The following is a 13287-nucleotide window of genomic DNA, read 5'->3' on the forward strand; positions in this document are numbered from 1 at the left end:
AGGGGAGTTGTAATGAAGGACTTATATTCTGTAACGAAACCGGAAAGATTTGAAAAAGATCTATTTTCCGAAGAGCTCCATCAGGGAATTTTTATAAGCATCTCCAATCTGAAGTTTCAGAAAAGAGTGATCTTCCGTAGGAATTGTAGTGATAATTTCGTTGGTTGAAAATATCTTAATGGATGACAGTGCAATAATCTCTTTTTTGTTGACCTGAGCAAAATCTTTTGCAGGAAGCATTTCCAGAAGGTTTTTAAAATTCAGATTTTTTAGTACAATAGTAGTTCCGTCACTGAGGATAATATCTTTGTCTCTGCTATCAATTTCAGAGGTTTTGATGTAGGAAATCTGTTCTGTGAATATAACCGTTTTTCCAATATTCGTATTCCACTCGATAAAAGTTTTTTTAGGGGTGTTTTCTACCAGTTCTTTAGCTTTTTCGAAGGCTTGAATCAATCTTTCTTTTTTGATGGGTTTTCTCACATAATCCACTACATTCAAATCGAAAGCTTCGGCTGCATATTCTTTATAAGCTGTTGTAAAAATGATTTTTTTAGAACCTGAGATAATCTCAGCCACCTGAAGACCTGTCATTCCGGGCATTTCAATATCCAGAATACACAGATTACAGTCGAGGCTGTCTATTTCATTCAGAAAGATTTTAGGATCATTGAATGCTTTTACCACTTCTACATTCTCAATCTGCTCGCATAGAAGTTTTAAATAGCTGATGGCCAGCAATTCATCATCCAGAATAACGCATTTTATCATAGAATTCTCCTAAATTGATTTTTAATTCTGCAGTAAAGATTCCATTTTTTGAGCTTCTTTCCAGCTGATAATAGGTGCTGTAGATCATTTTAAGCCTTTGATCAAAAGACTGGCTTCCAAAACCGCTTTTCTCTTTTTCCAGAATATTTTTCAGAGAAGCTTTATTGCTGACTTTCATAGTGAAAATTCCACCTTCAAGCTCCATATAAATAGAAATGAAAGAGTCCTGAGCAAGGAAATCTGTATGTTTGAAGGCATTTTCAATAAGATCCACAGAGATCAGCGGAGCAAATACCTTCTCTTCATACAAAGCATCCAATTTATTAATCTTTGATTTGATTCTGAAGTCAAAAAGTGGATTGATCTTGATTTTATTAATCTCAATAAGGCTTAAAGCAAAACTAAGCTCTTCTTTCGGGCTTACATACTTATTGTTGCTTTCGTATAAAATATAATCCAGCACATTCGCCAGCTTATCCAGTGACATATAGGTCTGATAGGCATGAGACTGTACTGAATTCAGAATGTTTTTAAACAAATGAGGATTCAGCTTTGTGCCGATATGTTCCAGACGAACTTCATTCAGACGCTGCTCAATAAGTTTATTGGTTTCTGTTAGTTTAGTATTTCTCTGTTTCAGCTTTTGATTCTGGCTAAAAAGATAAATGCTGACTGTCAGAAACAGGAAAATGGCAAAAACTCCGATGAATATCAGATAATCATGAATCATGTAGTAATTGCCGTCCATAGCTTGTGGTTATTGAAAACTATTTAAGTTTTTTAAGACCGTTTACCGTCACGGCTTCTTCACACTTTTCAAAAGTGATTTCGTAAGACGGATTTTTTTCAGGATAAGTGATAAGATAATCCGGACATGGTTTTTTCTGTGCATGGCTACGGTCAAAGTCTACTTTTCCGTTGGTAATGATGCTGTCTTTTATAAATTTCTCATCAATCTTGTAGGTCGTCATTGCATTTTTAGCCTCTTCAGAATATTTGAATTCTTTGGAAAGACTTTCAGCAATCACACGGCTGTTCGGTAAATATCCGCTGCAACTTGCCCCTTTTTTGTTTAAAATAAAAAATACGATCAAAAGCCCCGGAACGAAGCCTATTGCATAAAATTTCAGTTTTTTCATTAGAAAATTAAAAGATTGATATCGTGGTACGTAAGTCCGAAACGGTCGCAGATGATCTTTTTGGTATGTCTTCCTTTGTACATATATAAGCTCTGCTTCATTTCGTTTTTGCGGATCAGCATGTTTTCAAAGCCGCCCTCTTCGTCATAATTTAAAATATAGGAAAGGAAGAAATTCGAGATGGCCTTGGTGGTGGTTCTCGGCATTCTTGAGGTAAGGTTTGGAAGTCCGCAATGGATAACACCGTGTTTGATGATGTAAGGATCTTCCATGGTTGTTAATTCGGAAGTTTCAATCACTTTACCATTATCTATCGTGATATCAATGATGACACTGCCTTTTTTCATTTTCATGACCATATCTTCAGTAACGATAGGCGTCATGTTTAATCTTGGAAGAGCTCCGATTACTACATCAGCACGTCTTAAACTTTTGCTCAGTTCTTTAGGATCAATAATAGAAGTCGGTACACGGCTGTCTACAATCGTATGAAGTCTTCTCAGCTTTGATAAAGAGTTATCGAAAACCTTTACACTGGCTCCTAAACCAATGGCTGCTTTTGTAGCAAATTCTCCCACAATTCCAGCGCCAAGGATCACAACTTCTGCAGGTCTTACTCCTGTAATTCCTCCAAGCATTAAACCATTTGATAAGGCTAATAATTCAGAGGCATATAAAATAGAAACGGTTCCTGCAATTTCACCGACTAATCTTACCAAAGCCAATTGCTTGTATTCATCAACGATAAATTCAAAAGCGATGGCATTTATTTTTTTCTCTGCAAGCTTTAAGAAATAATCTTTATCTCTGAGATTAATCTGAAGTGCAGAAACCAGATATGTATTCGGTTTCATGTACTCAATTTCATCTTCTGTAGGAGGATTCACCTTCAGGATAAGATCCTGCCCGAAAGCTTCTTTAGGATCATTGGTGATCTTCGCTCCAGATTCCGAATATTGTAAATCTGTAAAGAATGAACCTTCTCCGGCCCCTGCTTCAATTATGATCTCATGGCCGTGCTCTACCAACACCTGTACGGCGTCGGGAGTAATGCAGGTTCTCCTTTCGTTGAGACAGGTTTCTTTAGGAATTCCAATACTGAATTGTTTTCCTTTTTTTATAACATCCAATTTTTCCTCTTTCGGCATTAATTCTTCTTCTGTGAAAGGAGTAAAAATATTTGTACTCATCCTTAAATTAAATTATGTCTTACAGATTGTTTTTTACACTCAATTAATGAGCAAAGATACATAATATTTAATCGAATGAAATTTCTCTGTTTTCACCCGTGTTCACTATGCTCATTGTATGGTAGTTAAGGCCATAAAGATCCTCTTCATACACTTCCGGCCATTCGATGATGCATAAAAAAGAATTGTCCAGATATTCTTCAATACCGATATCATACACTTCTTCAATGTTTTTCAGACGGTAGAGATCAAAATGATAAACTTTTCCTTTTTCTGTATTGTATTCATTCACAATAGAATACGTAGGGGAGTTTACTTCATCCTTGCTGCCCATGTTTTTAAGCAGAAATTGAGTAAATGTGGTTTTACCTGCTCCCAGATTTCCTTTTAGTAAAAGAATATTATGTTTTAATTGAGGAATGATGCTGTCAACAACTTCCTGCCAGTCTTCGATTGTATTGATAGTGAACTGCATATACTAATTTGTTTTGCAAAAATAATGATTTATGAGTTTTTAATGAGAGATTAGAAGATAGAAATTAATAATTATAGGCTGGAAGCCAGACGCCAGAAGTTGGATTCTAAATGAGCCCTTTTAAACCTCAAATACTCTCTAACCCTAAAACCCTCTAACTCTCAAACCCAACAACTCGAACCCCGAATCCCGTTATCTCGAAATTCTCAAACCCTCAAACCTCCCGACTCTCAAACTCCGAAACTCTTCCAACTTCTCCATAAAATTACTTAATTTTACAGCATGATTTCCAAACAGACCATTGATAAGATATTCTCCACAATCCGCGTTGAAGAGATTGTGGGTGAATACGTGCAGTTGAAAAGAGCAGGGTCTAACTACAAAGGACTCAGTCCGTTTCATGAAGAAAAGTCTCCAAGTTTTGTTGTTTCACCAAGCAAACAGATCTGGAAAGACTTTTCAACAGGAAAAGGGGGAACAGCGATCTCTTTCCTTATGGAAATTGAAAATTTCACTTACCCTGAGGCACTTCGCCACGCTGCCAAAAAGTACGGAATTGAAATTGAAGAAGATCAGCGTGAAATTTCTGAGGAAGCAAAAAATGCCCAGACAGAAAAAGATCTTTTATATAAGATTCATGAGGTTGCCAACACTTATTTCCAGGAGATTCTTTGGGAGGAGCATGAAGGGAGGAGCATTGGACTTTCTTATTTCAAAGAAAGAGAGTTGAAAGATGATATTATCAAGAAGTTTCAGCTTGGATATTCTCCTGAGAAAAAGAATGCTTTTACAGCTTATGCACTGGAGAAAGGATATACCAAGGAAATTCTGGAAAAATCCGGACTTTCTATCTTCCCGGAAAATACACCTGCAGGAGTAGACCGTTTCAGGGAAAGAGTTATTTTCCCGATTCACAGTTTTTCTGGCAGGGTATTAGGTTTTGGAGCAAGGATTCTTAAGAATAATGTAAAGACTGCAAAATATCTCAACTCCCCGGAAACCGAGATCTATCATAAATCCAATGTTCTTTACGGATTAAACCAGAGTAAGCAGGCTATTTCCAGAAAGAATGGCTGTCTTTTGGTGGAAGGGTATATGGATGTGATTTCACTTCATATGTCCGGAATTGAAAATGTAGTAGCAAGTTCCGGAACGTCTTTGACAACAGAGCAGATCAAGCTGATTAAAAGGCTTACAGAAAACGTAACCATTCTTTTTGATGGTGATAATGCCGGGATTAAAGCCAGTTTCCGAAGTATTGATATGCTTCTGACCGAAGGAATGAATATCCGTGTTTTACTTTTTCCTGATGGAGACGACCCGGATTCCTTTGCCAGAAAACATCCGCAGGAATACGTTGAAAAGTACATCGAAAATGAAGCGATGGATTTCATCGACTTTAAGGCGGAAATTCTGTTAAGAGATATCGGAAATGATCCTATCAAAAAGGCAGAAGCCATAAGGGACATTGTAAAATCGGTTTCCTTTGTACAGAATGCCCTGAAAAGAGAGGTTTATCTTAAAGAAGTTTCCAACAAGTTCGGACTTTCCGAGCAGAGTCTATTCAATGAACTGGATGTTCAGAAACAGATCACACAGAATCAGACCCATCATGTTCAGCAGCAGCAGAAGGAAAAAACAGCTGCTCCCAAGATGGAGGTTGTACCTTTGGATCAGGAAAAAGAAGATCCTTTTCTCTATGATGTATTGTTCATGGAGAACAAACTTGTTGAACACATGCTGGCATTTGGAGATATTATTCTGAAACGTAGAAATGAACAGGGGGAAGAATATCAGATTACAGTCATTGAGGAAATTCTTCATCATTTTGAAGAAGAACAATATGCATTTTTAGTCAAAGGTAATGAAATCATTATCACTCAGGTAAGGGAAGGGATTCAGAAAGATGAGCTGAGAAGTGGAAACTTTTTTGTATCTTTTATGGACGAAGAAATTACTACTAAGGTTGTAGATGCTCTGATCCCGTTGGATGAGCTTGAAAACTGGGCTTCCAGAAATATTTATCCTCCCAATTATGGTGATAAAGTGGCAGATCAGATTAAGGGAGATGTTTTGCTGCATAAATACAGATATATTGACTATCTGATTAAGGAAACGGCTAAAGAGCTTGATCATTACAGCAATACGGATGAGGTAAAATATTATGAGCTGATCAAAAAGATTACATTGTTAAAGCAGGCTTCTATCCGATTGAATAATATTATCGAGTATTCACCTATTAAAGGGATTTATGTAGATAGAAAAAGATAATTTGACGTCAGATTTTTGGGTATTCTGTGACAAAAAGTCCTATAAAATTTTAGGAATAAATATTGTAATTTAAACTTCGAGAATATTTAAAAAATAATACATAATAGAAATATGGACATTAAAAAAGAATTCAGAGATTTCTCTGTAAAACATTTAGGAAACAACGGTTTGGTTACCGATCAGTATATGGGAATGTATGGGCCTACGAATCTTACTCCGTACATCATGGAAGAAAGAAGATTAAACGTTGCTCAAATGGACGTATTCTCCCGTCTGATGATGGACAGAATTATCTTCCTTGGAACAGGTATTGATGATCAGGTAGCAAATATTGTTACGGCACAGCTTTTATTCCTAGAAAGTGCTGATCCTTCAAAAGATATTCAGATCTATATCAACTCTCCTGGTGGAAGTGTATATGCAGGTTTAGGTATTTATGATACCATGCAGATCATTAAGCCGGACGTAGCAACAATCTGTACAGGTATGGCTGCTTCAATGGGAGCGGTATTATTGGTTGCCGGAGAAAAAGGAAAACGTTCTGCGCTTAAGCACTCAAGAGTAATGATTCACCAGCCTTCAGGAGGTGCTCAGGGAGTTGCTTCTGATATGGAGATCAACTTGAGAGAGATGTTGAAATTGAAGCAGGAGCTTTATGAAATCATCGGTCATCACTCAGGACAAACATATGAGTGGGTAGAAAAATCTTCTGACAGAGATTACTGGATGACTTCTGAAGAAGCTAAAGGTTACGGAATGGTAGATGAGGTTTTACAAAGATCTACTGAGAAAAAATAATTGATGGTAACATCATCAGAAACCGCACCAGATAGGTGCGGTTTTTTTTGTTGGATTATAATATTGTAATCACTCATTTTAATTTATTTACCATATGCTTAGATTCCTACGGAATGAGACAATTGGAATGATGGTTTATGCATGCAGTTTGTCATTCCTCAGAAATCCACCCATAATAATCCAAGAATAGATGTGAGAGAAAAATTACAATCCCAATCAAAGTTTCAACTGAAGACGTAAGAATTCCCCTCCTCTGGAGGGGTGTTAAAAATTCTTTGAATTTTTGACGGGGTGGTCTTCAACAGTATATTTTACCCACATCCTCACAAAAAAGCGCCTCATGGCACTTTTTCTATTTCTTAACAATCTTATGGATCGTCGTATTTTCAGATGTTTTAATCTCCACAAAATAAACTCCTGAGTTTAAAGAATGAATATCAATCTTAGTAACCTGAGAAGTCATTATCTTCTGTCCTGTCACAGAATAAATATTCACTTCTTTCAGTTTCTCAGTCGTTTCAATCTGAATAAAATCACTTGCCGGGTTTGGATAAACACTGAATTTTTTCTTTGTAACTGAAGACACTCCTAACGTTAGCTGTGCTTCAGTTGGAGTAAATGGCCTTCTTTGTCCAAAGCTCAATCCAAGCCAGTCATTATTGTTTAGTTGGATCTGAGAAAGATTGGTTTTCGCTTGCCAGCTTGACAAATCTTTTCCCTTATACAATTTCCAGCTGTCTGATCCCGAAGTATTTCCAGTAAATGAATTCAATGCTAAATTAGCAATCTGATTGTTTGCTGATGTGAAGTTAAAATAAGAAGCTTGAGACTGAATCAGTTGTAACGCCTGTTCAGCTGTTATATTTCCGTTATATTTAATTCCAAAAACAAAAGAATTGGCATTTCCGTTGGCATTATCAGTTCCGAAATCAATAACGACAAGACTTTTATTAGTTCCGTTTCCCAACCAGTTAGTAACCTGAGATGGAGTAAGCCAAGCAGAACTGTAGGCTGGAACGGGAGGAGAGGGAGGAATATCATAATGATCAAGGCCGTATGTAACCCCATACCATTTTCCGTCCACCAAAGGAGTATAGCCTACACCATTGTTCCATGTCATGTTTGATGAACTGGATCCAGACCATGTTATCCAGCTGTCATCAGTAGTGGATGTGTGATGATTATAATTCAGAATAGAAAGATATCCTGTAGGAATGTCAACCTGTATTTTGGATTCTGCTGCCACAATTGCATTGATAAGATCTTCCATCATCAGGCCATCGCCGTCAAAACGATATCCCCATGCATAAGAATTGGGAGTGCTGTCATCATTAAAATCTGCAATGAAATACGCTTTTTTAGAACCTGTTCCTACCCAAAATTTAATGTCGTTTTCTGTGAATTGGGCTGACAATAGCTGCATGCAAAGCAGTAAGAAAAAAAGATAGATTTTCCTCATGATATAATTAATTTAAAGTTTTATTCCCGAAACTTATCTTCAGAGGAGAAATAATTCTTTCTCTGAATCTGGTGCTTTACGGCAGGTCTCCTGGCTCACATCTTACAGCTTCCTTCCCGGATTTTCAGGTCCAGTGGTATTTTTTGCGGTAAGTTTGAATAGTTTACAGTTGCGGGTACAGCTCAAGATTTGAATGGTATTCTCACCTGATTCCCTATTAATGAACATTGTTCAGCCCTAAAACGCTGCAAATATATCATATAAATTGGTGAGTCCGTTTTGTGAATTATTATTTTTTAAATATTCTTAAAAAGTTGATTTTCATATTGATTGGTTATTTAATCGGATTGTTGGTTTTTTATTTTTAAATCTGTTGTTTTTCTGTTTATCTTCTAATTATATTACCTGTTCCATTGTTAAAAAACAATTATCATTCTATTCAAGATCAGTTTACAATCAAGTTCTATTTTCGCAGCCATAAAATAGCATATGAAAAAATTACTATGGTCTGTGGGTATACTGGCTGTATTGGCATCATGTAAAAGTGATGACGATACCACAATGATTAATCAGGATATCAATTATTCCAAACTCCCTCAGGAATTTCCATTTACAAAACTGGCTACAATAAACGGTGTGGATGTTATTAACGGTGGCTTTGGTTCCGGAGCTGCGGCTCATCCTACCAGAAAAGGCGAATTCTATGTCATTACGGATAGAGGTCCTAATACTGACTTCCAGAATGGGAAAAAGTTTCTTGCTCCTAATTTTACTCCAACCATTATGCATTTTAAAATCAATGCTGACGGAAATGTAGAGGTAATCAAATATATTAAACTTAAAAATCCATCCGGACAACCTATTACAGGACTGCCAAATCCTGTAGGAATGGGAAGTACAGGAGAAATTGCTTATGATGCTTCCGGGAATGTCTTAGGTACTGATCAGTATGGCCTTGACAGTGAAAGTATTGTTGCAGCTGCTGACGGCACATTCTGGGTTTCTGATGAATATGGCCCACACATCGTACATTATAGTGCTGATGGAATGGAGATGGAAAGAATAAGCCCTGTTGGCATAAATACAGGACCAAGAAAACTGCCTGCTGTTTTAGCCAAAAGAAGAGCAAACAGAGGAATGGAAGGACTTTGTATCACTCCGGATGGAAGAACATTGGTAGGTACTATACAATCCATGATGTTTGTTCCTAGTAAAGCGTTGGCTACCAATACTACTTTAACGAGAATTGTCACTTTTGATATTATTACAGGGCAAACCAAGCAGTTTTTATACAAGCAGGATGGTGGAGCTTCTGACTCGGTATGTGATATTACAGCCATTAACAACAATGAATTTCTGGTGATTGAAAGAGACGGAAATTTTGGTTCTCAGGGAGGAATCAAAAAAGTATACAGAATCAATCTGAGCAATGCAACGGATGTGAACGGAGCAGATATTACAGCGGTGGACGGGATGAAAATTAACGGAAAAGCTTTAGAACAATGTTCATGGGATGAAATTACCAATGCCGGAATAAAAGCTGTTACCAAAACATTAGCCGTAGATCTGGTAGCAAAACTGGGCTATGAACATGATAAATTTGAGGGAATTGTTTATTTGGGAAATAATAAACTGGCTGTTTTCAATGATGATGACTTTGGAGTAGTGGATGATGGAAACGGAAATCCAAAAGCTAAAATTTTACCTAAAACGGGTAAAGTAGACAAAGGAACAATGTATGTAGTCGATATTCAATAATTAGATTTTTTTTAACGAAAAAAGCGGCGAAATCGAAGATTCCGCCGCTTTTTATTGAATGATATAAAAATCCTTTATATTAATTAAAAGCTTCAATAATCTTAGAGAAATCCTCTAATTTCAAAGCTGCTCCTCCGATAAGACCACCGTCGATATCCGGCTGAGAGAAAATTTCTTTAGCATTGTCTGGTTTTACAGAACCTCCGTAAAGGATTGAAACCTCGTCAGCAACTTCCTGTCCGTATTTTGAAGCGATAATATTTCTGATGTGAGCGTGGATTTCCTGAGCCTGCTCCGGACTTGCGGTTTCTCCTGTTCCGATAGCCCAAACCGGTTCGTAAGCAATCACTACTTTTTTGATCTCTTCAGCAGAAAGGGTGAAAAGAGCTACTTCAGTCTGATTTTTCACTACTTCAAGGTGCTGTCCTGCTTTTCTCTGTTCAAGAGTTTCTCCGTTACAGTAAACAGGAATAAGACCTTTATCAAGAGCTAATTTGATTTTTCTGTTACAGTGAGAATCTGTTTCTCCGTGATATTGTCTTCTTTCAGAATGTCCGATTAGTGAACCGGTTGCATCAATAGATTCCAGCATATCTGCAGAAATTTCACCAGTATAGGCACCGCTTTCATACTCGCTCATATCCTGAGAAAATACTCCGATTTCATCCTTTTCAAAAACATCTTTTGCCATCATCAAATACAATGCAGGTGGAGCAATCCAAACCTCACAGTTCGTAGCATTGTTGTTTTTATAGCTTAGTAACTGAATCATTAATTGTTGTGCATCAATTACATTTTTGTTCATTTTCCAGTTTCCTGCAACTATTTTTCTTCTCATAAGATTTAAATATAGATTTATTTATTTTTTAATTTTTCTTTTTGGATAATCTGCGAGACTCCTTATTTAGTAATTCCTTCCAGTTTAAACATGAAAGCATATACCAACGCTACATCCTTCAGATAATCAAACCTTCCGGAAGCACCACCATGCCCATAGTCCATATCTGTTTTTAATAACAGTACATTTTTGTCCGTTTTCATATCTCTTAGCTTGGCAACCCATTTCGCAGGCTCAAAATATTGTACCTGAGAGTCGTGTAATCCTGTTGTTACCAAAAGATTCGGATAGTTTTTCTTCTCTATATTTTCATATGGAGAATAAGATTTCATATAAAAATAAGCTTCCTTATTATTGGGATTTCCCCATTCATCATACTCATTGGTAGTGAGTGGAATACTAGTGTCTAACATTGTATTCACTACGTCTACAAATGGAACCTGTGAAATAACTCCATTCCATAAATTAGGACTCATATTAGCTATGGCACCCATCAATAAACCACCCGCACTTCCTCCCTGAGCGTAAAGATGCTTAGGTGAAGTATATTTTTCTTTAACCAGATATTCCCCGGAATCGATGAAGTCGGTAAATGTGTTTTTCTTTTTCATCATTTTTCCGTCTTCATACCACTGTCTTCCCATTTCCTGACCTCCGCGGATATGGGCAATTGCAAAAGCAAAGCCTCTGTTCAAAAGGCTCAGTCTGGTGCTGCTGAAACTGGCATCCATAGAACTTCCGTAAGAACCGTAAGCGTAGAGTAGAAGTGGGTTGTTTCCATCTTTTTTGAACCCTTTTTTATAAACAATGGAGATTGGAATTTTCGTTCCGTCTTTTGCTGTGGCAAAAAGTCTTTCCGTTGTATAATTGTCTTTATTGTAACCTCCCAAAACTTCCTGTTGTTTTAAAAGAACTCGTTTTCCGGTTTTTAAATCCTGCTCATACTGAGAACTTGGTGTAATCATAGAAGTATACCCAAAACGGAAATTATCCGTATTATATTCGGGGTTATCCAGTGAATAAACAGTATAAGTAGGTTCATCAAATTTTAGAAACTCCTTTTTTCCTGTTTTTCTATCATAAATTACCAGTTGGGAAAGTCCGTTTTGTCTTTCACTGAATATCAGATAATTTTTAAATGCAGTAACATCCTCCATCAGAACATCTTTTCTGTGCGGAATAAAATCCTTCCAGTTTTCAACTCCCGTTTTATCTAAAGGAGTTTCTACAATCTTAAAGTTAAGAGCATCTTTATTGGTTGTTACCAAAAATTTATCTTCAAGTGAAGTTACATCATAAAGTACATTATTTATTCTAGGCTGAAAAATTTTGAAATTTCCGTTAGGATCATTAGCATCCAGATATCTGGTTTCAGAAGAGGTCGTAGCACGGGAATCGATCAGGATAAACTTATTGTTTTTTGTTCTTCCTACACTGATATAGTTGGTTTTATCTTTTTCTTCATATACCAGAATATCTTTACTGGAATCTGTTCCCAGAGCGTGTCTGAAAATTTTTTCTGTTAAAAGAGTCTCAGGATTTTTTGAAGTATAGAAAATAGTTTTGTTATCATTGGCCCATGTTGCAGAACCTGTTGTATTTTTAATACCAAGATCCGTGATTTTCCCTGTAGAAAGATCTTTTAAGAATAGCTTGTACTGCCTTCTGGAAACATCATCCACTCCGTAGATCATTTTGGTATTGTCCAGGCTGATGCTGAAACCTGCAGCCGAATAGTATGGATGACCTTCTGCCATTTTATCTACATCCAGAAGAACTTCTTCCGGAGCAGTAAGGCTGCCTTTCTTTCTGCAGTATTTAAAATACTGTTTCCCGGCCTCTGTACGGCTGTAATAGTAATATCCGTTCCTAAAAACAGGTACAGATTCGTCCTTTTCCTTGATTCTGGCTTTCATTTCCTGGAAAAGCTTTTCTCTGAAGGGTTCTGTGTCCTTCATCATACCTTCCCAATAGGCGTTTTCAGCCTTTAAATAATCAACAACTTTGGTGGAATCTTTTCCTTTTTTAAAATAATCAATCATCCAGTAATAAGGATCATTAACCTTATCACCATGGATTTCTCTGATATGTTCCTGCTTTTCTGCAACAGGAGTCTTCATATTGGGAAATGTCTGAGATTGAAATGTAGATGCACTCATTACTAATAGTCCTAGATAAATTTTTTTCATGGTATTTTTTTTGGCTTGGATCTGTTCTTAGGTTATAGTCCCCAAAGGTTTTTCAACAGTACGTAGAACGTATGTTCCTCTTCCGTTACTTTATTGTCAGCTTTGATCAGTGATTTTGCAAACTGAACAAATTTCACACGCTCGTCCTCTGTAGAATCTTCGTGGAAACATCTTGCATGGAATTCAAAATGATCTTTCCATTCTTCAGGCTGCAAAAGAGCCAATGTTTCAAGCTCGTTGTCAAGATTCATTCTGAAAGGAAATTCCTCCGCCATGTATTGCTGTACCAGCATTCCTTCTTCAGGAGCAAACTCTCCGTCTACAGAAGAAAGGATCATAAGTAAATGATAACCGGCGATTGATTTATTTGATTTTTGCATGAGTTGTTGTATGTTTAAG

12 protein-coding genes and 1 riboswitch are annotated in these 13287 nt (G+C 36.9%); of the genes, 3 read left to right on the plus strand and 9 right to left on the minus strand.

Translation table 11 applies throughout. The features are described from left to right. Positions 1-60: 60 nt before the first annotated feature. From REB14_RS16170 to tsaE, 5 genes are all read right to left on the minus strand, one after another. The gene (locus REB14_RS16170; protein WP_079240952.1) at positions 61-771 is read right to left on the minus strand and encodes a LytR/AlgR family response regulator transcription factor; all 711 of its coding nucleotides are present in this window, start codon (positions 769-771) and stop codon (positions 61-63) included. Further along, positions 746-1519, minus strand: a complete 774-nt coding sequence (locus REB14_RS16175; protein WP_079240953.1) for a histidine kinase — start codon at positions 1517-1519, stop codon at positions 746-748. Before REB14_RS16175 ends, REB14_RS16170 begins: the two co-directional genes overlap by 26 nt. A gap of 19 nt (positions 1520-1538) precedes the next feature. Continuing rightward, positions 1539-1910: a DUF4258 domain-containing protein gene (locus tag REB14_RS16180; RefSeq protein ID WP_079240954.1), complete on the minus strand. Its 372-nt coding sequence runs from the start codon at positions 1908-1910 to the stop codon at positions 1539-1541. Next, positions 1910-3100, minus strand: a complete 1191-nt coding sequence (locus REB14_RS16185) for an alanine dehydrogenase (protein ID WP_079240955.1) — start codon at positions 3098-3100, stop codon at positions 1910-1912. Before REB14_RS16185 ends, REB14_RS16180 begins: the two co-directional genes overlap by 1 nt. A gap of 67 nt (positions 3101-3167) precedes the next feature. Beyond that, positions 3168-3575 carry a tRNA (adenosine(37)-N6)-threonylcarbamoyltransferase complex ATPase subunit type 1 TsaE gene (gene tsaE, locus REB14_RS16190; RefSeq protein ID WP_309522683.1) on the minus strand — a complete coding sequence of 136 codons (408 nt, stop codon included), beginning with the start codon at positions 3573-3575 and terminating at the stop codon, positions 3168-3170. A gap of 282 nt (positions 3576-3857) precedes the next feature. Between tsaE and dnaG the strand changes: the two genes are divergently transcribed. Beyond that, a complete protein-coding gene (gene dnaG / locus REB14_RS16195; RefSeq protein WP_309522684.1) occupies positions 3858-5846 on the plus strand; it encodes a DNA primase in 1989 nt (662 codons plus the stop codon). A 111-nt stretch (positions 5847-5957) separates the two neighbouring features. Then, positions 5958-6644 carry an ATP-dependent Clp endopeptidase proteolytic subunit ClpP gene (gene clpP / locus REB14_RS16200; protein ID WP_027373257.1) on the plus strand — a complete coding sequence of 229 codons (687 nt, stop codon included), beginning with the start codon at positions 5958-5960 and terminating at the stop codon, positions 6642-6644. A 352-nt stretch (positions 6645-6996) separates the two neighbouring features. On the opposite strand, the gene REB14_RS16205 is transcribed toward clpP, so the two are convergent. Further along, positions 6997-8103, minus strand: a complete 1107-nt coding sequence (locus REB14_RS16205) for a T9SS type A sorting domain-containing protein (RefSeq protein ID WP_309522685.1) — start codon at positions 8101-8103, stop codon at positions 6997-6999. A 63-nt stretch (positions 8104-8166) separates the two neighbouring features. Continuing rightward, positions 8167-8358, minus strand: a riboswitch (cobalamin riboswitch). 234 nt (positions 8359-8592) lie between these two features. On the opposite strand from REB14_RS16205, the gene REB14_RS16210 reads away from it, so the two are divergent. Further along, complete coding sequence (locus REB14_RS16210) at positions 8593-9861, plus strand: esterase-like activity of phytase family protein (RefSeq protein ID WP_309522686.1); 1269 nt, start codon at positions 8593-8595, stop codon at positions 9859-9861. A 79-nt stretch (positions 9862-9940) separates the two neighbouring features. Here the strand turns inward: REB14_RS16210 and tpiA are convergent, their stop codons facing one another. The 3 genes from tpiA to REB14_RS16225 form a co-directional block, all read right to left on the minus strand. Continuing rightward, the gene (gene tpiA, locus REB14_RS16215) at positions 9941-10699 is read right to left on the minus strand and encodes a triose-phosphate isomerase (RefSeq protein ID WP_079240960.1); all 759 of its coding nucleotides are present in this window, start codon (positions 10697-10699) and stop codon (positions 9941-9943) included. 62 nt (positions 10700-10761) lie between these two features. Continuing rightward, the gene (locus REB14_RS16220; protein ID WP_079240961.1) at positions 10762-12888 is read right to left on the minus strand and encodes a S9 family peptidase; all 2127 of its coding nucleotides are present in this window, start codon (positions 12886-12888) and stop codon (positions 10762-10764) included. Between the two features lie 32 nt (positions 12889-12920). Further along, positions 12921-13268 (minus strand): tellurite resistance TerB family protein, encoded by a 348-nt coding sequence (locus tag REB14_RS16225; RefSeq protein WP_079240962.1) that lies wholly within the window; start codon positions 13266-13268, stop codon positions 12921-12923. Positions 13269-13287: the final 19 nt, after the last annotated feature.

The sequence above is a fragment of the Chryseobacterium metallicongregator genome, from assembly GCF_031324065.1.
Classification (GTDB): Bacteria; Bacteroidota; Bacteroidia; order Flavobacteriales; family Weeksellaceae; genus Chryseobacterium; species Chryseobacterium metallicongregator.